The organism is Mycobacterium asiaticum (genome assembly GCF_001668675.1).
In the GTDB taxonomy this organism is placed as follows: Bacteria; Actinomycetota; Actinomycetes; order Mycobacteriales; family Mycobacteriaceae; genus Mycobacterium; species Mycobacterium asiaticum_D.
In genome coordinates this window covers 17,973-38,401 of record NZ_LZKQ01000336.1, presented here as the reverse complement: position 1 = coordinate 38,401, position 20,429 = coordinate 17,973, and the positions used below count along the sequence as shown (strand labels likewise).

The 20,429-nt window shown below is 64.2% G+C and carries 22 protein-coding genes; 12 read left to right on the top strand and 10 right to left on the bottom strand.

Annotated features, from left to right (window positions below; genetic code table 11):
- From A9X01_RS28350 to A9X01_RS28325, 6 genes are read right to left on the bottom strand one after another with little or no spacing between them, the layout of a single operon-like run.
- The gene (locus A9X01_RS28350) at positions 1 to 651 is read right to left on the bottom strand and encodes a nuclear transport factor 2 family protein (protein ID WP_065123885.1); all 651 of its coding nucleotides are present in this window, start codon (positions 649 to 651) and stop codon (positions 1 to 3) included.
- Positions 648 to 2,279, bottom strand: coding sequence for a class I adenylate-forming enzyme family protein (locus A9X01_RS28345; RefSeq protein WP_253849463.1), 1,632 nt, complete (start codon positions 2,277 to 2,279; stop codon positions 648 to 650). The genes A9X01_RS28350 and A9X01_RS28345 overlap by 4 nt, the downstream gene beginning before the upstream one ends.
- Positions 2,280 to 2,292: 13 nt before the next feature.
- Positions 2,293 to 3,066 carry an enoyl-CoA hydratase-related protein gene (locus A9X01_RS28340; RefSeq protein WP_065123884.1) on the bottom strand — a complete coding sequence of 258 codons (774 nt, stop codon included), beginning with the start codon at positions 3,064 to 3,066 and terminating at the stop codon, positions 2,293 to 2,295.
- A 56-nt stretch (positions 3,067 to 3,122) separates the two neighbouring features.
- A complete protein-coding gene (locus A9X01_RS28335) occupies positions 3,123 to 3,851 on the bottom strand; it encodes an SDR family NAD(P)-dependent oxidoreductase (protein WP_253849462.1) in 729 nt (242 codons plus the stop codon).
- A gap of 10 nt (positions 3,852 to 3,861) precedes the next feature.
- A complete protein-coding gene (locus A9X01_RS28330; protein ID WP_065123883.1) occupies positions 3,862 to 4,494 on the bottom strand; it encodes a TetR/AcrR family transcriptional regulator in 633 nt (210 codons plus the stop codon).
- A 2-nt stretch (positions 4,495 to 4,496) separates the two neighbouring features.
- Complete coding sequence (locus tag A9X01_RS28325) at positions 4,497 to 5,324, bottom strand: MaoC family dehydratase (protein ID WP_065123882.1); 828 nt, start codon at positions 5,322 to 5,324, stop codon at positions 4,497 to 4,499.
- A gap of 111 nt (positions 5,325 to 5,435) precedes the next feature.
- On the opposite strand from A9X01_RS28325, the gene A9X01_RS28320 reads away from it, so the two are divergent.
- The 8 genes from A9X01_RS28320 to A9X01_RS28285 are packed head-to-tail and all read left to right on the top strand — an operon-like array spanning position 5,436 to position 13,142.
- The gene (locus tag A9X01_RS28320) at positions 5,436 to 6,509 is read left to right on the top strand and encodes an LLM class flavin-dependent oxidoreductase (RefSeq protein ID WP_065123881.1); all 1,074 of its coding nucleotides are present in this window, start codon (positions 5,436 to 5,438) and stop codon (positions 6,507 to 6,509) included.
- Positions 6,506 to 8,008, top strand: coding sequence for a class I adenylate-forming enzyme family protein (locus A9X01_RS28315; RefSeq protein ID WP_065123880.1), 1,503 nt, complete (start codon positions 6,506 to 6,508; stop codon positions 8,006 to 8,008). Before A9X01_RS28320 ends, A9X01_RS28315 begins: the two co-directional genes overlap by 4 nt.
- Positions 8,005 to 9,177: an acetyl-CoA acetyltransferase gene (locus tag A9X01_RS28310; protein ID WP_065123879.1), complete on the top strand. Its 1,173-nt coding sequence runs from the start codon at positions 8,005 to 8,007 to the stop codon at positions 9,175 to 9,177. The genes A9X01_RS28315 and A9X01_RS28310 overlap by 4 nt, the downstream gene beginning before the upstream one ends.
- Positions 9,174 to 9,581: a Zn-ribbon domain-containing OB-fold protein gene (locus A9X01_RS32005; protein WP_065123878.1), complete on the top strand. Its 408-nt coding sequence runs from the start codon at positions 9,174 to 9,176 to the stop codon at positions 9,579 to 9,581. Before A9X01_RS28310 ends, A9X01_RS32005 begins: the two co-directional genes overlap by 4 nt.
- Positions 9,578 to 9,997, top strand: coding sequence for a nuclear transport factor 2 family protein (locus A9X01_RS28300; RefSeq protein WP_065123877.1), 420 nt, complete (start codon positions 9,578 to 9,580; stop codon positions 9,995 to 9,997). Before A9X01_RS32005 ends, A9X01_RS28300 begins: the two co-directional genes overlap by 4 nt.
- Before the next feature lie 48 nt (positions 9,998 to 10,045).
- On the top strand, positions 10,046 to 12,064 hold the full coding sequence (locus A9X01_RS28295) for an alpha-ketoacid dehydrogenase subunit alpha/beta (RefSeq protein ID WP_065123876.1): 2,019 nt from the start codon (positions 10,046 to 10,048) through the stop codon (positions 12,062 to 12,064).
- Positions 12,061 to 12,294 carry a biotin/lipoyl-containing protein gene (locus A9X01_RS28290; protein WP_065123875.1) on the top strand — a complete coding sequence of 78 codons (234 nt, stop codon included), beginning with the start codon at positions 12,061 to 12,063 and terminating at the stop codon, positions 12,292 to 12,294. Before A9X01_RS28295 ends, A9X01_RS28290 begins: the two co-directional genes overlap by 4 nt.
- Positions 12,291 to 13,142 (top strand): enoyl-CoA hydratase/isomerase family protein, encoded by an 852-nt coding sequence (locus tag A9X01_RS28285; protein ID WP_065123874.1) that lies wholly within the window; start codon positions 12,291 to 12,293, stop codon positions 13,140 to 13,142. The genes A9X01_RS28290 and A9X01_RS28285 overlap by 4 nt, the downstream gene beginning before the upstream one ends.
- A gap of 7 nt (positions 13,143 to 13,149) precedes the next feature.
- Here the strand turns inward: A9X01_RS28285 and A9X01_RS28280 are convergent, their stop codons facing one another.
- A complete protein-coding gene (locus tag A9X01_RS28280) occupies positions 13,150 to 13,782 on the bottom strand; it encodes a TetR/AcrR family transcriptional regulator (RefSeq protein WP_065123873.1) in 633 nt (210 codons plus the stop codon).
- A 94-nt stretch (positions 13,783 to 13,876) separates the two neighbouring features.
- Between A9X01_RS28280 and A9X01_RS28275 the strand changes: the two genes are divergently transcribed.
- Positions 13,877 to 14,674 carry an enoyl-CoA hydratase/isomerase family protein gene (locus A9X01_RS28275; protein ID WP_065123872.1) on the top strand — a complete coding sequence of 266 codons (798 nt, stop codon included), beginning with the start codon at positions 13,877 to 13,879 and terminating at the stop codon, positions 14,672 to 14,674.
- Complete coding sequence (locus tag A9X01_RS28270) at positions 14,675 to 15,433, top strand: enoyl-CoA hydratase/isomerase family protein (RefSeq protein WP_065123871.1); 759 nt, start codon at positions 14,675 to 14,677, stop codon at positions 15,431 to 15,433.
- A gap of 8 nt (positions 15,434 to 15,441) precedes the next feature.
- Here the strand turns inward: A9X01_RS28270 and A9X01_RS28265 are convergent, their stop codons facing one another.
- The gene (locus tag A9X01_RS28265) at positions 15,442 to 16,644 is read right to left on the bottom strand and encodes an acyl-CoA dehydrogenase family protein (RefSeq protein ID WP_065123870.1); all 1,203 of its coding nucleotides are present in this window, start codon (positions 16,642 to 16,644) and stop codon (positions 15,442 to 15,444) included.
- A gap of 2 nt (positions 16,645 to 16,646) precedes the next feature.
- Positions 16,647 to 17,459 (bottom strand): enoyl-CoA hydratase-related protein, encoded by an 813-nt coding sequence (locus A9X01_RS28260; RefSeq protein WP_065123869.1) that lies wholly within the window; start codon positions 17,457 to 17,459, stop codon positions 16,647 to 16,649.
- A 103-nt stretch (positions 17,460 to 17,562) separates the two neighbouring features.
- On the opposite strand from A9X01_RS28260, the gene A9X01_RS28255 reads away from it, so the two are divergent.
- Together A9X01_RS28255 and A9X01_RS28250 are read left to right on the top strand one after the other, a co-directional pair.
- Positions 17,563 to 18,759 carry a cytochrome P450 gene (locus A9X01_RS28255; RefSeq protein WP_065123868.1) on the top strand — a complete coding sequence of 399 codons (1,197 nt, stop codon included), beginning with the start codon at positions 17,563 to 17,565 and terminating at the stop codon, positions 18,757 to 18,759.
- Positions 18,756 to 19,559: an enoyl-CoA hydratase/isomerase family protein gene (locus tag A9X01_RS28250; protein ID WP_065123867.1), complete on the top strand. Its 804-nt coding sequence runs from the start codon at positions 18,756 to 18,758 to the stop codon at positions 19,557 to 19,559. Before A9X01_RS28255 ends, A9X01_RS28250 begins: the two co-directional genes overlap by 4 nt.
- A 9-nt stretch (positions 19,560 to 19,568) precedes the next feature.
- On the opposite strand, the gene A9X01_RS28245 is transcribed toward A9X01_RS28250, so the two are convergent.
- A complete protein-coding gene (locus tag A9X01_RS28245) occupies positions 19,569 to 20,426 on the bottom strand; it encodes a mycofactocin-coupled SDR family oxidoreductase (RefSeq protein WP_065123866.1) in 858 nt (285 codons plus the stop codon).
- Positions 20,427 to 20,429 lie beyond the last annotated feature (3 nt).

Genomic DNA, 20,429 nt, shown 5'->3' with positions numbered 1-20,429 from the left:
TCAGCGCGCGCCGCCGTTTCGGCCCGTCGGGTCGACTCGCGGGGTGTCCTGCCCACGGTGCAGGGTCGCAAGCCAGCTACCCACCGCCGCGGGAGCCGGCACGGGCCGGTCGAAACGTCCGGGGTCGGCGTGCTGAAATGCATCCCAGGACGGAAACGCCTCATGAAAAGCACCGTCGTGCGCGGTGGTGCCGGGCCAGCGCATCTTGTGCGGGCCTACGGGCGGATCAGTGATGTCGCTCTGATACCAGAACAATGGCGTCCTTCGGGCGAAATACCAACGCCCATCCTGCCTTTCGTAGCTATCCAGATACGCCAGCAACTCGATGACCCATGCCGACTCCGTCTCCAGATCGTTGCGGGAGTAGACCAATCCCGTGGCCCGACATCCGTCGTGGACGTCGATGACATGACCCAGTACGCCGTGAGCGCTGCCCAGCAGCGAGCGCCGGATCTCCGTGTCGTACCACTGCCGCAATGCTTCGCGGCCGCGCCGCCTGCCCGGCACACCCACATCGGGCACAAACAGGTTCGCCAAGGCATCGAAATCGCGCATGTCCAGGGCCACAGCGTATTTGGCGGCCAGTTGCCTGATCTCGTCCAGCGCTTCTAAACGTTCAATCCGCGCCTGGAGTGCCGCCAGGTCCGTCATAGCAGCTCCCCGGCGGCTACCAGCTGGACCAGCCGTGCCTTATCGATCTTGTCGGTTGTGGTGTACGGCAGCTGCTCGGCGCTGGGCAGGATCACCCAACGCTTCGGAATTTTGTAGGCGGCCAGCTGTTCTCGGCAGGTCGCGATCAGTCTCTCACTGGTCGCACGTTCGCCTTCGTTGAGTACCACCACCGCGCACACCACAGCCCCTTTGTCGGCGTCGGGTAGGCCTATGACGTAGGCGATCCGGACGGCGTCGATCTGGCTGATCACCGTCTCGACCTCAACCGGCGCGACGTTGGCGCCAGACGTCTTGATCATGTCGTCGATCCGGCCGGTGAAGTACAGGTGCCCGTCGTCGTCGAGATACCCGGCGTCCTTGGTGTGGTACCAGCCGTCGCTATCAAACAGCTCGGCGCGCTCGCGGCCCACCATCCCGCGCATCATCGCCGTTCCCCGCACGCAGATCTCGCCAACCGTGCCAGTGGGTACCTCGACGCCAGAACCGTCGACAATCTTGTGTTCGTATCCGGGTGCGGAGACGCCGAGCGAGCCACGCTTGCTCTCCGGCACCGGCTCGTGGGGCGGCCACCACGTGTGGGAGCTGCAGGTTTCGGTCATGCCGAGCTGGGCCACCCGCAGCGTCGGATCAGCCACCCGCAGCTCCGGCGCCAGCAGCACCTGCTGGTAGCCGTCACGCAGCGCCGACAAATCGGTACGTGCGAAGTCGGGGTGGTTGGCCAAGGCCGGTCCGATGTGCGGGAAACCCGTTGTGTAGGTAGCGCGTTCGGAGGCGAGCAGTCGCAGTACATCGCCCGGCTCGAACTTGTGCTCGGTCAGAATCGTCGCGCCTGTCTGCATCGGGCCCAGCAGCCCGAATACCAGACCTCCAACCCAGAAGAACGCCATCGGGACGTAAACCCGGTCGTGCGGCTTCCATTCGTGTTGGGTGGCGATGAACCGGGAGTGTGTGATCACGGTGGCGTGGGTGTGGATGATCCCCTTGGGATCCGACGTGCTGCCCGATGTGTAAATGACCACAAGATCATCAGCCGGCCGCAGCGTCGCCTCGGTCGCACGCAAGAATGCCTCGGGCATCGGTTCTGGCCATGTGCTGGGCCAACTGCGCCCAGTGTCACCGAGGGCAAACACATTGCGCAGCTGCGGGAGTCGCTGCAGGGCCAACTGAGTGCCCGCGGTGGTGATATCCCCGATCGCCTCGCCGATCCGGGCCAACAGGTCTTTGCCGAGCAACGTGTCCACCGCCAGCAGCGTGTGGATGTCGGCGTCACGCAGCAGCCACCGCAATTCCGCCGGCCGGAAGAACGTGTTGATCGGCACCGCGACCGCACCGATACGCGTGATCGCCAGGAAGGCGACGACGAAATCCGGTCCATTGGGTGCCATGACCCCGACACGGACAGCTTTGGTGACGCCCGCGGCCAGCAGACGGCGGGCCAGTTCCGCCGAACGGGCATCGGCCTGCCCATAGGTGATCCGCTCGACGCGGCCATCGCCGATCGAGGAGACGACCAAATCATTGTCGCCATAGGAGGCGGCCAGCGCTCTTAGCATCGCCGGAGCCACCGCCGGGTACGGCAGCGGCTCGTAGCTGAACGTCCGGTTCACCGGGCACCCGCTGTCATTGCACGACCCAACGAGGCTCACGCTTTTCGGCGAACGCGACCATCCCCTCTCGGTAATCGGGATGGGTCAGCTGATGCTGCAGCACATAGCGATAAGCGACATCGTTCGCGGCGTGCAGTCCGACATCCAGGCTGGTCCACATCGCTTTGATGGATGCCTGTACGGTCGCCGGTGATAGTTTCGCGATGTCCAGCGCGATTTCGCGCGCCCGGCTCTGCAGTTGGTCGGCGGGCACCACTTCGTTGATCAGCCCGATCTCGTAGCCGCGCTGAGCACTGATGCGGCCGTTCTTGGTCATCAACGCCAACTGCATCACCATGGACAATGGCATTCGGCGCAACAGCACCGCGGCCTCGAGCGCGAAGACATTGCCGACCGCCAGGTGCGTGTCGATCAGTTCGGCGTGTTCGGCCGCGATGATCAGGTCGGAGTCGGCGACCTGGTGCAGACCACCGCCCACCGCCATGCCATTGAGCGCACAGATGACCGGCTTCCAGACATTGTGATGCAGGCGCGAGCCGGGAATCTTGTTACGGATGCCGCCCTCGGCGGTGGCCCGGATGTCCTGTCCCGCAGAGAAAGCCCGGTCGCCGGCGCCGGTGATGATGGCGACCCGAATGCCGGGGTCCTCGCGCACTCGCGCCCACGCTATGCCCAACTCGGTGCGGGTCAAGTCGTCGGTCGCGTTGAGCCGCTCCGGGCGGTTGATCGTGATTGTCGCGACATGTTGGCTGACGTCGAACAAAATCCGCTTCAGATCCACGGCCATCCTCGCCTCAAGACTAAACACTCAGTCATTAAATGTCTTACTGTACCGCGCAACCGCTAAGGCATCCATTGCCCACCGGAAATCGAGATGAGCTGGCCGGTGATGTGTTTGGCCGCGGGAGAACACAGGAATGCGACCATGCTCGCGACGTCGCCGGGATCGCCAATCTGCCCGGTCAACGTCGTTTGGCGCATCCGGGCGAGCTCGTCGTCACTCTTGCGCGACAGTAACCAGGGCGTGGCCGTGGTACCGACCACCACGGTATTGACGCGAACGCCGAGCGGGCCGAGCTGGACGGCCATCAGCCGGCTCAGTCCTTCCACGCCAGCCTTGGCAGCCGCGTACGCGGGCGGACCAGTGCGCACACCATGAGCCGAGACCGAGCTGACGTTGACAATCGCGCCGCGGCCTTCGGCCACCATCTGCCTGGCCGCGACCTGACCCACCACGAACGTGCCCTTGAGGTTGACATCGACGATACGGTCCCAGTCCTCATCGGTTTGATCCAAAAAGGTTGCAGGCAGGGTCATCCCGGCATTGTTGACCAGCGCGCTCAGCGGCCCGTGCCGCTCGGCCAGCTCACCAAGCGCGTGTTCGACGGCATCCCGGTCAGTAATGGACAACTCCACCGGCAACAGCAGCCCGGCTCGCGCTGCATCCGAATCCCTGGCCACAGCAATGGCTTTGGCGTTGATATCGAGCGCGGCCACCCGATGGCCGGTGGCGATCAGCTCCGCCACAATGGCCTCACCGATGCCCCTCGCTCCCCCGGTAACGATCGCCAACGGCAGTGCTTCATCCGACACGTTGGCCTCCCGCGCCGGCTGCGGCTTGTTCGATCGCAGCAACGGAGGGCCGCAACAGTTCCACCGAATCGGCCATCAATCGCCGTAGGTCCGCCTTGCCGCCGCCGGCGACCCATACGTCGATGGCAGCCCGATTGGCACTGTTGATCAGTGTCGCAGCCAGTCGCGGCCGCAAATCGGCTGCCGAGTCGCTGTTCAACCATCGGGCTACTTCGGCCGTGAGTTGATCAATCCAGTCCTCGTTGATCCGAAGCATCGTCGCGCGCAGCGCAGGCATGCTGTGGTACATGCGTGCACGCGCCAGGAAGATCTCGGGTGACTCCGCTATCGCCTGGCCCACCGCCGAGGATGCGTCCGCGAGGGCATCCCACAGGGAATTCGATGATTGGCACGCGGCGGCCCGGAATCGACGAGTCGCCTCCTGCAGGCGCTCGGCGTACCCGTCGAACAAGATGTCGTCTTTGGCGGCGAAGTGGTGGAAGAAGGTCCGAGGTGCCACACCGGCAGCGGCCGAGATCTGCTCGATGGTGACCGACTCATAGCCGTGCGCGGTGAACAGCTCGATGGCCGCTTGGATCAGCGCTTGACGGTTGCGTAACCCGCGGGCTCGTCGTTGATCCATGATCAACCTCCTGCCAGGGTGGCGCTTCCGGAACTGAGCGCCACCACCTCGCCTTGCAGTGTTCGGAACCGGACCTCCTGCCCGCTCCGCCACATCTGGGTGCGTAACTCGGCGTCGAGTCGCACGGGTTTGGCAAATCGACAACTCAACGATGTCAACCGTTGCGGCTTTCCGCCGCCGACCGCATTGATCACCGCCCGCGCCGCGAAGCCCAAGGTGCACAACCCGTGCAGAAAGACGTCATCAAAGCCGAATTTGCGGGCCGCGGCCGGGTCAATGTGCAACTGATTACGGTCTCCGGACAATCGGTAGATCGCGGCCTGCTCGGGCCGGATAACGTCGTCGTACACCGCATCCGGCGCAGTGTCGGGATCCGGTTCCGCGCTGGGGCCCCGGGGACCGCCGAACCCGCCCGCGCCCAGGACCATGGTCTGCGAACGGGCGACGAACACGGTGCCCTCGGCATCAGTTCCACGACCGACCACCTCCACCGCGGCGTGCTTGCCCTTATCCCACACCGCCGAAACCTCGGCGTGCACCGATAACTCGCCGCTCGGCCCGATCGGGCGATCGAGCACCAGCGACTGCGCCGAGTGCACTATCGGATACTCCCCGAGGTCGAGCGCGCTGCGCAGATCCTTGACCGCCCACCAGTTGGCTATCAGGGCGAAAGTGGGCAGCACGTCCGGTCCGTTCGCCTCGTTGAGGAGCGATAGTTCTGCCGGCGGACGCGCCCCTACGCCCAGCGCGTACAGGATCGCGTCAGTAGCGTTCCAGCGAAAGATGCTCGGACTCAGGGTTTTCCCGATCACCGATGCGGTGAGGCCCACTTATCCTCCTGCTGTACGGATTGACGTTATCTGTCTAATCGTGCAATATAGTGGCAGTTACTGCAACTACTTCTTCGACACCCCCGGCGAGGCCAGGGACGGGAGGACGGCATGCGATTCGGCGTATTCATCCTCGGCGACAAGCCGAACCACCTCAGCGACCGGGAAGTGCTGGCCAACGTATTAGAAGAAGCCCGGTGGGCCGAAGAACTCGGCTACGACGAGGTCTGGTTGGCCGAACACCACTTCTCCCCCTACGGGATGCTGGCCGACCTGCCGCAGATTGCCACGGCCATCGCCGCACAGACCGATCGCGTCCGGATCGGTACCGCCTGCATGGTCGCACCGTTCCACAGTCCGATCCAGTTGGCCGAGCGCATCGCTTTGGTCGATACGCTCTCCGGCGGGCGGTTCGATGCCGGCTTCGGTCGCGGCTACCAGTCGCATGAGTTCAAAGGCTTCGGTGTATCGATGGACGAGGCGACCGGGCGCTATCAGGAATGCGTGGAAATTGTGCATCGCCTGCTCAGTGAGGAGAACGTCACCTTCCACGGCAAGTACTTTCACATCGACGACGTCACGATCTATCCGCGGCCGGTACAGCGTCCGGTGCCGGTCTGGGGCACCGTGATGAAGACACCGTCGAGCTTCGAGTGGCTGGCCGACAAAGGATTCGGTGCCATCATCGGCAATCCATATCAGGTGGATCCGGATCTGCGAGGCGCGCTCGACATTTACCTCGACGTACAGAGCAAGAAAGGTCTCGATGCCGCCACCGGCAATGTCTGGGCGCTCCTGAACGCCTTCTGCCACCAGGACGACGGATTCGCCCGCACCTATCCACGGGACAGTGTTGAGTTGTCGATTCAGACCCACCGCAAGTACTCCAACCCGTTCGAGCGAGGCGGAGAGATACCGGCCGATTACAAGGCGTACTCGGACTGGTTCGAAAAGCACGACAAACAGAGTTACGAACAGGTGCTCAATTCACACCTGACTCTCATGGGCGATCCCGACCGCATCGTCACCAAGATGCGGACCGTGATCGACATGGGTTGGCGCAACATCATGCTGCGCATGTCCCGAGGTGGCGCAATGGAACGAACCAAGGTTTACGAGTCGATGAAACTCTTTGCCCAAGAGGTGATTCCGGCCGCCACCGAACTCGCGGCCGCCGCAGTTTGAGCCAGCCGCTGGCCGCCCGCCTGCGCGCGGTTCTGGCACTCGACCCAGCCGCACCCGCCATTGAGTACCGAGACAGTTGGACTGATTGGCAGACATTGGCGACCATCGCGGGCGAAGTTGAGAAACGACTGACCGCAGTAGGTTTGAGCCAACGTCCGGCGGTCGGCTTAATCCTGCGCAATCATCCGGCGATGGTTGGGGCATTGCTCGGCGTGCTGCTCGCCGGTGGTTGTGTGGTGACGATCAACCCGTCGCACGGTGACACCGGCTTGAACGCCGACATCGCCGGCCTGCGGGTACCTGCTTTGATTGCACTGCCGGCGGACTGGCGCCGCCTTGACGTCCCCCAGGCTGCCGGCGGCGCGCTCGGGCTGCAGGCCGACATCAATCCGACCGCCTGCCGATCCGTATCCGGCCTGGACCGACTCGGCCCGGGACCGTTCCGCGCGGCGCACCTGGATCCCGACCCCATTGCCGTCGAGATGCTGACCAGCGGCACTACCGGTCCGCCCAAGCGGATTCCACTGTCGTATCGATCTTTTGAGCACACTATTGCGGCCGCGAGTGCACATTACAGCTCGTCCGGCGAGCCACAGGTCAGGCTCCGGTCAGGAGTGGCGATCGTCTCCTCACCGTTGGTGCACATGTCTGGGCTGTTCCGCACGTTGCTCAACATCTGTGAGGGGCGAAAGATCGCGTTGCTCGAGCGGTTTCGGGTGCCGGAGTTCGTCGATCTGGTCACCCGTCATCGCCCCCGTGCCGTCAGTTTGGTTCCGTCAGCGTTGGCAATGGTCCTTGATGCCGACGTGCCCCCCGAAGCGTTCTTGAGCGTCGAGGTAGTGACCTCCGGGACGGCGCCCCTGCCGGCGGAGGTGCAGATCGCCTTCGAAAAGCGCTACGGCGTGGCCGTGCTGCCGTCCTACGGCGCCACCGAGTTCGCCGGTGGGGTCGCCGGTTGGAACCTCGCGCTGCACCGCGAGTGGGCGGAGCGGAAGCGAGGCAGCGTGGGCCGGCCGCAGAAAGGGCGCGAAGTTCGTATCGTATCCGTCACGGATGGCACCGAAATGGCAGCTGGGCAGCAGGGACGCATCGAAGTACGGACCACCGGCGGCCACTGGGTGGCCACCACCGATCTCGGTCGCATCGATCGCGATGGCTTTTTGTTCATCGACGGCCGCACCGACGACGCAATCATCCGCGGAGGCTTCAAGGTGTCCCCCAACGACATCGTCAAGGCGTTGCGGAGCCATCCCGCGGTGCGCGACGCAGGCTCGACGGGATTGCCCGACGAGCGTCTCGGTCAGGTCCCGGTCGCTGCGGTCGAATTGGCCTCCGGCGCCACTGCGACACCTGACCAACTGCTGGAATTCCTGCGCGATCGACTGAGCCGCTACCAAGTCCCGGCGCGGTTGATCGTGGTCGACGAGTTGCCCCGGACGCCTTCGCTGAAGGTCAGCCAACCAGGACTACGCAAACTCTTCGAGGAGGCGCAAGCGTGACGGCCGAGATCCGGGGTGCCGCTGCCATCGTCGGTGTGGCCGACGAGGTTTCGCCCTCCGGCGTGATCGATGTTCCGGTGCGCGAGCTGGAGGCCCGCGTGATCAGATCGGCGTTGGCCGACGCCGGCTTGTCGGTGCGCGACGTGGACGGGCTGTGCACCTGCACCGGCGGCACCCTGATGCATTCGGTCGAACTGGCCGAATACCTCGGGATCGCACCCAGATTCACCGATGCCACCCAGACCGGCGGCGCCAGCTACGGGCTATATGTCGAGCATGCCGCCGCGGCGATCGCGGCGGGCGTGGCCGAGACGGTGGTGATCGTCTACGCCTCCACGCCGCGCGCGGCCCGCAGGCGTGGGGAGAAGGGACTCGGCGTGTTCGCCACACCAGAGCGGTTGGAGTGGGAAACCCCCTACGGCGTCATGCTGCCCATCAGCGCCTACGCGTTGGCCGCCAATCGCCACATGGCCACTTACGGGACCACCGCTGAGCAGCTCGCTCAGATCGCCGTCGACACCAGGCGTTGGGCGCAGCGGAATCCGCTTGCCTACCTGCGTGATCCGATCACGGTAGAGGACGTACTCGAGTCCGGTTTCATTGCCGAACCGGTGCACAGGTTGGAGTGCTGCCTGGTCACCGACGGTGCCGCGGCCATCGTGATGACCAGCGCCGATCGCGCCCGCGAGCTACGCCGGCCGCCGGCAATGGTCCTCGGGGCGGCCTCGGCGGCATCGCACGCGATGATCTCGCAAATGCCCGATCTCACCGTGACGCCAGGCGCCGTGTCGGGCCCGGCTGCGTTCCGGGCCGCGGGGCTGACCCCGGGCGAGATCGACGTGGTCGAGCTGTACGACTCGTTCACCATCACCGTCCTGCTCGCGTTGGAAGATCTCGGCTTCTGCGTCAAGGGAGAAGGCGGATCTTTCGTCGGCAGCGGCGCGCTGGCCCCGGGCGGTGCGCTGCCAGGCCAGACCTCGGGCGGCGGCCTGGCGTACACCCATCCTGGTGCGTTCGGCGCGTTCCTGCTCGTGGAGGCCACCCGTCAGCTGCGTGGTGACTGCGGCGAACGGCAGGTCCCGGATGCGCAGACGGCGGTCGCACACGGCACCGGCGGAGTGCTGTCGGCGACCTCGACCGTCATCCTCGGAACGGAGGCCACGTTATGAGCGAGACGGTGCCAGTGCCAGATCCCAGCCCAGTGTCAGCAGAATTCTGGGAGGCAACCCGGCGCCACGAACTGAGGATGCAGCGCTGCGGCTCGTGCCATCGGTTGGTGTGGTACCCGCGACATGCCTGCCCACACTGCGGCGGGGCATCTCTGCGGTGGGAAACATTGAGCGGCAAGGGGGTTGTGTACGCGGTGAGTGTGCATCACCGGCCCGCGTTCCCCGCCCTGGCCGACAAGGTGCCGTATTCGGTAGTGCTGGTCGATCTGGACGAGGGCGCGCGGATGATGTCCAACGTCTTTGGCGCGATACCTGCCGTCGGGGACCGGGTCGAGGTCAGCTGGGTCGCAATCGACGACGTCCGCCAACTCCCGGTGTTCCAGCCACAGTCGGAGCCCCAGTGAACAGCGTCGCCGGGTTGCGCCGACTTCGCGAAGAATTGGTACTGCGCCATGTCGCCGCCGAGAACGCCTGCGACATCGACGCGGCAATGGCCACCTTCACCCACCCACGTTACGAAATCATCCCTACTGGAATGGTTTTCGATGGCGAAGACGCGGTGCGCGCAATGTTGCTGAACCAATGGGCGCAGCCGCCGAAGCTTCAGTTCGCCGCCGAAGCCATTTTCCACGGCGACCGGGGGTTGGTCGTGGAAACCCGAACCACGTCGCCGGGCACATCTATTGACATGCTCAGCATGAATTTGTTCGGCTTTGACGGGCCCAACCTGATCCTGGAGCGCTGTTACTTCGACCGGATGCTGGTCACGGCGCAGCTCGACGGCGCGATCGCGGAACCCGGTACCCCGCGGCACGGCTGAACAAAATCCGTCATATCGTAGACTTGCCGTCAGATGGAAGGAGCACCGATGGCGACGCCGGTGGACGTCGGGTATCAAACGCTCAGCAGCGATCGTGCCGTTGAGCTGTACCGGCTGATGAGCAAGGTGCACCACGCCGATCACCGTGTCCGTAAGGGGCTGTCGTCCGGTGAAATCGCGATGAGTTACTGGCCTGTCGACGGCCAGGAGGCGATGTCGGCAGGGGCTGCGCTCGCACTGGCCGCCGACGACCAGATCGTGACCACCTACCGCGGTTTGGGCGATGTGGTGGCCAAAGGCATTGATCTGGCCGGTTATTTCGGGGAGATCCTCGGCAGAAGCACCGGCCTGTCGAAAGGCAAGGCCGGGGCTATGGGCATATACGACCCCGACCACGGCATCGCTTGGACCACCGGAATTGTCGGCGCGGGACCACTCATCGCGAACGGGATTGCCCTTGCCGCATCCACAAGAAGCACTGACCAGGTGGTGTTGGTGAGCTTCGGGGACGGCGCCACCAGCATCGGTTACGTGCACGAGGCGATGAACATGGCCGCACTGTGGCGGCTGCCGGTGGTGTTCTTCTGCCAGAACAACGCCTGGGCCGAATGTACGCCGATCGCCGGTTACACCCGCACCGAACGCCTGTCCGATCGGGCCGCTGGCTACGGGATGCCGGGCGTGAGTGTTGACGGGACCGATCCCGAAATCGTCTACAGCGCAGTAACGAGCGCTGTGGAGCGCGCCCGATCCGGTGGTGGCCCCTCGTTCGTCGAAGCCGTCGGCTACCGCTTGCAGGGCCATTATTTCGGTGACCAGATGCCCTACGCCGATCCCGACGAACTCGCCGCCCGGCGCGCAAACCCGCCGTTCGACAACTATCGTCGCCGACTCATCGAACACGGCGTGGCCTCCGAGGCCGAACTCGACCGGCTTGACGCCGAACTCATCGCCGAGATCGATGCGGCCTTCACCGCCGCCCGCGAGGCCGAGCCGCCGCCGCTCGACGAACTCACCCGAGACGTATTCGCCCTCAACGGCGTCGAGTTGGCCGCACCGGTGGCCGAGCGCGCCGAAATTCCCACCGGCGAGACCGAGACCCTCGGCCTGGTGCAGGCGATTCACCGTACGCTGGACCGCGCCATGGCCGCCGACGATTCGATCGTCCTGCTCGGCGAGGACATCGCCGATCCGGCCGGCGGAATGTTCAAGATCACCGCGGGACTCTCCACCAAATACGGGGCCGAACGTGTTCGCGACACTCCGATTGCCGAATCGTCGATCATCGGTGCGGCCCTCGGTGCCGCGCTGGCCGGGTTGCGACCAGTAGCCGAATTGATGTTCGTCGATTTCCTGGGGGTGGCGATGGACCAGATCGCCAACCATGCGGCGAAGATCCGCTATATGTCGGGCGGCCGAAAAGGTGCGCCTATGATCATCCGCGCCATGGTTGGCACTGCCGCCGGGCCGCAGCACTCGCAGGCGTTCGAGGCTTGGGCGATGCACACCCCCGGCATCAAAGTGGTGTGGCCCAGTACCGCCGCCGATGCGGTGGGTCTGCTCAATGCGTGCCTGGCAGAGGATGATCCGTGTCTGTTCATCGAGTCGATGAAGCTGTTCTACGGAGGCGGCAAGGGACCGGTGCCTACGGCCGACTACTTGATCCCGCTGGGGCAGGCCGACGTCAAACGGCTCGGAACCGATGTCACGATCTGCAGCTACGGCAGCACCGTACACGCCGCCCTCGGAGCCGCCAACCAGCTTGAGAGCGAGGGCGTTTCCGTTGAGGTCGTCGATCTGAGGACGCTGGTTCCGCTGGACCTGGCCACCGTCGTCGATTCGGCCCGCAAGACCCGCCGGTTGATCGTGGCGCACGAGTCGGTGGGATTCTGCGGCCCGGGAGCGGAAATTGCGGCTGCGGTCGGCGCCGAATTGTTCGGCGTGCTCACCAGCCCCATCCAGCGCGTCGCGGGCACGTACACGCCCGTTCCACGTGCGGCGACGCTGGAGGCTGCCTGCCGTCCGGACGCCGCGCGAATCGTTGACGCCGTCAGGAGGGTCCTTTGATCGAGATCCGGATGCCCAAACCTGGCGACGCGATCACCGAGGCCGAGCTGATCCAGCTGCACGTGGCCGACGGCGCTCGGGTTGCCGAAGGGGATCCGCTATACCAGATCGCCACGGACAAGGTCGAAATGGACATTGAAGCACCCGCCAGCGGGGTCGTCGCCTGGAAAGTGAAGGCAGGCAACACTTATGACGTTGGCGAACTGCTCGCGGTGATTGACGACCAGTGACCCCGCTACCGAAATCGGCCGAGATCGACCTTGGGGCCGCCGAACTGTCCGGAAAAATCGAGGGCGACACCCTAACGGTCACCATCAACCGGCCGGAGAAGAAGAACGCCGTGACCGCCGACGGATACCACGGCATCAAGCGCGCCGCGATGATCGTAGCTGACGAACCCGAATTGGACTTTCTGGTGATTACCGGAACCGGCGAATCGTTTTGCGCAGGCGGTGACATGAATGCCGACGGCAATCCGGACCGGCGTTGGGATGCCTTCACCGAGTCCTACGACGGGACGCCCTTCGAAACCTTGGGCAGGATACCCAAATTGGTTATCTGCGCGGTCAACGGCATTGCGCTGGGCGGTGGTCTCGTCATGACGCTGTTCGCGGACCTGGTCATCGCCTCCGACCGAGCGCGGTTCCGCGTTCCGGACCTGACGCGCGGCGTGTACGAAGCCTTCGTCGCCGCCCGACTGCCGCAACGCCTGGGCACACTGCGGGCCAATCACCTGATCTACGGCAACGATTGGATCGACGCGGCCGAGGCGCAGCGGCTAGGGCTAGTCGGCAAGGTGGTAGCGCACGACAACCTCCGGGACGAAGTCGACGCGTTGCTGGATCGGGTGCGCAAGACGGGCCCAACAGCACGCGCCGCGGTCAAACGGGAGATGGCGCGTGCGCTGCCAGCCGTCGACGTCTCCGGCTACTGGTCGTCGATCGGTACCTCCGAGCAAATTGAAGCCTTCACCGCGTTTCTGCAGAAGCGAGCCCCGCAATGGCAGGTGAGCCATGACCGCGACGCGTTTGTCGAGACCCGACGCCCAGCCTGGTTGCCCAAGGGTGAAGGCGAGTGACGTGAGACTATTGGCGGCGTCTGGGCGCTATTGATCTGGGTTTCAGACCTCGGCAGAAGAACGTCAGATACTCGTCAAGGACGACGTTACGATCATCGGGCGAGTCGCGGTTCGTGATCAGCAGCCCATATACACCGAGCAGGAAAAACTTGGCGGTGTTGGCAGGGTTGAGGTCACGATCGATTTCACCGCGCCGGCGCGCCTTCTCCAGTTCCTCGATGACCAAGACCGCGACGGGGTGCTCCGACACATTGCCGAGTTCCGGCTGGTTCGCCGTGAAGTAGATGCTGAGGACATCACGAAACAGCAAGCTGCCCAGATGATTTTCCGCTTCGATGACCCGACGCACCACAATCTTCAGTAGCGTTTGGGCATCGGGCGCATCGGTGAGCGCCGGCCGCACATCGTCGACGATGCGCCGCTCTTCACGCGCCATCACCTCGAAAGCGACATGTTCTTTGGTAGGGAAGTGAAAGTAGAAGGTGCCTCGTGCGACGCCCACAGCGGCGGCAATCGAGTTGATATCCGAGCCGGCCATTCCCCTTCGCCTGAACTCCGCGATAGCGGCTGCAAAGATGCGCTCGCGGGTTTCCAACCGCTGCGCCTCCCGACCGGCCGGTTTTGATCGTGCGGGTGTCATAACTCTCGACAATATGCCGCGGTCCTTCGTCGGGCCGAGGCGAGGCCACTCGATGTATGACACATATACATCTTGTGTTCTATTATCTATTTTAATGAATGAGCTGCCGCGGGGCACACCGGATCTGACCGGATGCGACGAGATCCTGGTGGCCGCAGACGGTCCGGTACGAATCGTCACCCTCAACAACCCAGATGACGCCAACGCGGTCAACAATCGCATGCACACCGCTTTTACCCGGCTGTGGGATGCACTGGCGGAGGACGCGGAAGCGCGCGCGGTGCTGATCACAGGTGCGGGCGACTACTTCTCCGCCGGCGGAAACCTGGTCGAATGGCTTGAGACGCACGTCAACAATCCCGTGACCCGCCGAGCCGGGATGCGAGATGCCCGGCGCATCGTTCGCGACATGGTCGACTTTCCGCTGCCGGTGGTGGCGGCCGTCAACGGGCCGGCCGTGGGTTTCGGCTGCAGCATCGCGGTACTGTGCGACATCGTATTGATGTCGGATCGCTCGTTTTTCGCTGACACCCACGTCGCAAGTGGACTTGTCGCCGGCGACGGCGGATCCGTACTCTGGCCGCTGCTGATGAGCTTGCTCAAGGCGAAGGAATACCTGATGCTCGGCGAACGCATCAAGGCCGCCAAGGCCGTCGAGCTCGGCCTGGCCAACCGGGTGGTGCCGCATGCTCAGATCAAACAGGAGGGGCTGGCCCTGGCCCATCGCCTCGCCGCGCTCCCTCCGCGCGCCGTGCAGGACACCAAGCGGACGCTGAACCTGCATGCCCATCGCGCATTGATCGGCATTCTCGAGTATGGGATCTCGGCTGAGACCGAGTGTTTCACCACCCCGGAGCACCGGGCAGCGATCGACAAGTTCCTTGGCCGATAGATGCCAGACGATGAACCACTGATCCGGCGCGACGACCGCGACGGTATCGCGGTGGTCCTACTGAACCGGCCGCGGCAACGTAACGCGTTGCGATACGAATCCTGGACTGAACTGTCGGCGGCGCTGGACGAGGTCATCGCTACCGGTGCCCGTGGTTTGGTACTGGCCGGTGCCGGCGGATTCTTCTGCGCCGGTGGGGATTTGAAGACCGGTCCGGCGCACGGCACGGGCCCCTTGGCGCCGGCGGGGCGCGTCGAGCATGCCCAGCGCGTGCTCGAGCAACTCAGAGCCTTGCCGGTGCCGGCGATCGCGGCGGTCGAGGGTGGCGCCGTCGGCCTGGGGTGGAGTCTGGCGCTGTCCTGCGATCTGGTCGTTTCCGCCGAGGATGCATTCTTCGCCGCGCCCTTTGTGGCGCGCGCGGTCGTGCCCGATGGCGGCCTAGCGTGGCGGTTGACCCAACAGCTGGGTCGGCTCCGTGCGTCGTCGTTGCTGTTGCGAGGATCTCGGCTGTCGGCCGTTGACGCCGAACGGACCGGCTTGGTTACCGAAGTGGTGGACCCAGGCGCGGCGGTAGACCGGGCGGTCGCTATCGCCGTGGAGTTGGCGCAAGCGGATCCGGGCGCCGTAGAAATGACGAAACGGCTCATCAATTCGGCCGAAACCGCGCAACTCGCCGCGTTCCATCCCTTCGAGCTGGCGATGGCGACGGTGGCCCAGCAGCGCTCGGCCGCGGTCGAGGGTCGAGCCGCGTTCTCGTGAATATCGGCTCAACGCGGCATGCCGAGGGCGGTCGTGGAGATCAGATCGCGCTGGATCTCGCTGGTGCCGCCGCCGATCGAATGCAGCACAGACAACAGCAACCCCTCGGAAAAGTGACCGTCAAGAACTGCGTCGGGATCTGCTGGTAACAATTCCCCTGCGGGGCCTAGAATTTGGGCACCCAACGCCCGCAATTCGGCCGTCAGCTCGGAGTGGTACAGCTTGGACAGCGACGGCAGCGCGGGTTCCAGGACTCCGGCGGCCTGCTGCTGGGCCACTCGGTAGGACAAGGCACGGCCCACCTCGACGCGTTCGACGATGCGCGCCATGGCGATGCGGTTGGCCGGATCGGCGAGTGGATCGTACGCCGCGCCCCGCTGGGAGCGGCACCAGTCGACCAATTCATCGAGGTAACGCTGGGCCTGTGCGGCTCTGGTGATATTCGATCGCTCGGCATCCAGTAGCGCCTTGCCAACCCGCCACCCGTCGCCTTCTGCCCCGACGAGATTGGCGGCCGGAACTCGGACACCGTCGAAGAATTCCTCCGCAAAAGTGGGATAGCCGGTCATCGACCGGATCGGCCGACGGGTGATCCCCGGCGAATCAAGATCGACCAGGAAAAAAGAAATGCCTTCTTGCCGCTTGCCGGTTGCCGGTGCAGTGCGGGCCAGCACGAAGATCCAGTCGGCGAGCACGCCGTTGCTGGTCCAGGTCTTCTGGCCATCGAGCACGTAGTGGTCACCGTCGCGCCGCGCGGTCATGCGCAGCGCGGCGAGGTCCGACCCGGCTTCCGGTTCCGAATAGCCCTGGGCCCACATGCGTTCGGAGCGCGCGATTGCCGGGAGATGCTCTTCTTTCTGTTCGGGCGTCCCATACTTGAACAACACCGGCGCCAACATGTTGACCCCGTTGGTGTTGACCAAGGGAGCACCGCTGTAGGCGAGCTCCTCGCGGATCACCACCTGCTCGACGACATCGCGCCCGCCGCCGCCGTAAAGCGCTGGCCAGTGCGGCACGAACCAACCCTGCGCATGCAATTCCTGGCAAAAGGCAACAGCGCGGTCGTGGGCATCCCGTGGCAGGTAGTCGGGGTTGGCCGCGGTCCGTCGAAATTCGTCGGTCAGATTGTCTGCCAACCAATTTCGGATCGCGGATCGAAGTTCCTCGATACTTGGGTCGTCGCCGAAGCGGACGATCGGTTTGAGCGGCATGCTCAGGTTCGTTCGCTGGGCTTGGCGCTCTTCTTCATCAGCTCCGCCATGTACTGCCGGAATTCATCGCTGCCGGTCACGACCGCCTGCAGGTCGTTGCTGGCTTGCTGATGGGTGCGGAACCCCATCGTTTCCCAAGCCCGGATAATGCCGGATTTGGTTGCTTGCAAGGTGATCAGCGGCGCCTTGGAAATCTTCGCGGCCAGTTCCTCGACCGTCGCCTCCAACTCGTCGGCCGGCACCACCCTGTTGACCAAACCGAACTCCAGCGCCTGGGCGGCGGTCAGACGCTGTGCGGTATAGAGGTATTCAGCAGCGCGCTTGTAGTTCATGAATACCCAAGGCTCGAACATGGTTTCCGAACCGGGCAGCCCGAAGCCCGGCACCAACGGCATCTGGAACCATGTGTCGTCGGAGCAAACCGTGATCTCGGGAATGAGCGCCCAGGTGGTGCCGCCACCGATCGCGTAGCCGTGAACCTGTGCTATCAGGGGCTTGGGAAACTCCCAGAGCTTGAGCACCGGCCACAGGAACAGCTGCGCCGCGGAGCGCCAAACCTTGCCCGCCGCGTTGATCTCGGCCTTGAACTCAGGATAGTCACCGGTGGGAATATGGCCGGAGCAGAACCCTTTCCCGTTGGCTTTGAGGATGACCACCTTGATGTCGTAGTCATACTGCGCGTCGTCGAGGGCCTCGTTCACCCCATGGACCATTTGCGCGGATTGTGCGTTCGCCGCTTTCGGATTGTTCAAAATGATCCGCGCGATCGGGCCATCCTTCTCGTAGACGACGTGCTCGAACTCCCGAGTTTCCACCGTTGTCCGTCCTCCTCCACCCGCGTGCCACCCTCATGGGTGACGCTGTAGCGCAACTATACAGAGATTGTAATATTGTCCTATACCGGAAGGGCGGTAGTGGATGACAACGATGAACTTGCGTTGGGACCCGTTCGATCGTGCGCTACACAAGGAACCGTACGAGGTCTGGAAGCGGCTCCGCAATGAGGCGCCCGTGTATCGAAACGAAGAGTATGACTTCTACGCGCTGAGTCGGTTCACAGATGTCCTGGAAGCATCGCTGGATACCGAGACGTTCTCCTCGGAGCACGGGGTCACCCTTGACGGCATCGGCCCGGATCCATGGCCCTCACCCAGGCCCATCATCATGATGGACCCACCCGATCACACGGCGTTACGCAAGATGGTCAACCGTACTTTCTTTCGTACCCAAGTCGCCACCCTCGAAGAACGGGTGCGCGGGCTCTGTCACAGCTACCTGGACCGGTTCGTTGACACCGACGGGTTCGACTACGTTCGCGATTTCTCGATGAAACTGCCGGTAATGGTGATCAGCTCGCTGCTCGGCTTCCCCGAAGAGGACCACGACAACTTGCGGGAGTGGTCGGATGCACAGCTGCATCGCGAGGAGGGCACCGCGCAGTTGAGCCAGGACGGCCAGGACGCCAACGCCAAGTTGCTCGGCTACTACGCCGAACAGATCAAGCAACGGCGGATCACCGCAACAGACGACATCGTCGGCAACTTGATGAACACCGATTTGGTCCAGGCCGGCAAAGAAACCCGGCGTCTTGACGATACCGAGATGCTCATGTTCGTCGCGACGATCAATGTCGCCGGCAATGAGACGGTCGCGCGGCTCCTCGGGTGGGCCGCGCTGACGCTGGCACGCAACCCCGATCAGCGGGCCAAGCTGGTCGCCGATCCGCAGCTGATCCCAGGCGCCGTCGAAGAATTACTGCGCTACGACGCTCCCTCCCCCGTGCAGGGCCGGTTCACCTCCCGCGATGTGACCTACCACGACACGCTGATTCCCGCCGGATCGCGCGTCGCCCTGCTGACCGGTTCAGCCGGTCGCGACGAACGCCAGTACGAGAATCCCGACACTTTCGATGTCGAACGGAAAGGTATCCGCCACATCAGCTTCGGCCACGGGTCGCACTTCTGCCTGGGCGCGGCTCTTGCCCGGTTGGAAGCCCGCATTGCCCTCGAGGAGACGCTCGCACGCTTCCCGTCCTGGGAGGTCGACGAAGAGAATGTCAGCTACGTGCACACCAATACGGTCCGCGGGCCGGCCAGCGTACCGATCCGGCTATGAACACAACCCCCGATGTGGTGGTGCGCACCAAAGACGCGGTGCGGTGGTTGATTCTGGATCGACCCGACGTCGGCAACTCGGTGACACGTGCGATGCAACAAGCCCTCGTGGAACATCTGCAGCGCGCTTCCGGCGATCCCGAGGTCCGGGCAGTTGTCTTCACCGCGTCCGGCGACCGGCATTTCTGCACCGGCCCGAATCTGCGTGACCCCGACATGCAGCCCAGCAGGGACCGGATTCCCGGCGACGCGGCGCGCACCCTGCGCACGGGCTCGCAGGCGGTGGTTTCAGCGTTGCTTGACTGCGAGAAGCCGGTGTTGTGTGCCCTCAACGGTGTGGCGGCCGGAGTGGGCGCAAGCATGGTGCTCGCCTGCGACCTCATCGTGGCCGCCGAAAGTGCGCGACTCATAGAACTTTTCGCGCGCCGCGGGCTGGCGCCCGACGGGGGTGCGGCCTACCTGCTGTCCCGGAAGGTACCGTTCAACATCGCCAAGCAGTTGCTGTTGTTCGGCGAGGACCTGTCGGCGGCCGACGCGCACCGCATCGGGTTGATCAACAAGGTCGTCGCGGGCAGCGAGCTCACGCGCGTGGCCACCGAGTGGGCGAACCGGCTGGCGCAGGGTCCGACACGTGCACTCGCGGCCGCGAAGGCCATGCTCAACGACGCGCTAGACGTCAACCGTGACACCGCATTTCGTGTGGAGTCGCTACTGGTGGAGCAGGTGGCCGCCACCGACGACGCCGCCGAAGGAATTTCGGCTTTCACCGAACGGCGGGACCCTGACTTCCGTGGACGCTGATTGCCGCACTCAGAGGCCGAGTTTCAATCCCGCGCCCGCGTCGACGAACATCTGCTGCCCGGTTACATAGCGGGCTTCGTCTGACGCCAGGTACACCACCAGATGTGAGACGTCCTCGGGTTCTATCCACGGAACCGGCATCGCCTGCAACAACGGAAAGACGATTTCGGCGTCCTCCCTGCTGGGCTCCGGTAAGTCCGGGCGGAAGGTTCGGTACATCGGAAGGTTGTGCAGCATCCCGGTGTTGACGTTGCTCGGGTGGATGGTGTTGATCCGAATCCGCTCGGACGCCAGCGTCAACGCCAACCCTTTGGTGTATTCCACAAGCATCTTCTTGGCCAACCCGTAGCCTGCGCCACCGGGGCCTTGGGGTCCCCCACCGGTCGCAAGGTCTTTTTGGGGAACTAGACCGGCGATCGAACCCGTGACGATGATTGACGCGCCCGGTTGCAGATGATCGAAACTGGCACCGACGGTATTGGCCACCCCGACGAAGTCAACGTCGAAGGCATCGATGAACCCGCGCGTGGGCACCTGATTGCCCAACGGGCAGATGCCCGCGTTGGCAACGACCACATGCAAGCCGCCCAGTTCGGCCACCGCATCGTCGATCGCCTTCTTCAGTGAGACCCGGTCGCGCACATCAACTACCGCGGAAATCACGCGCCGACCGGACTTTTCGACCAGTTTCACGGTCTCGTCGAGATCATCCCGCGATGCCAATGGGTAATGATTGGTCTCGATGTCGGCGCAGATGTCCAGCGCGATGATGTCGGCTCCCTCATCGGCGAGGTGAACCGCGTGGCTGCGACCCTGTCCGCGTGCGGCACCCGTGACGACGGCGACCTTGCCGCTCAGACGTTGCATCTG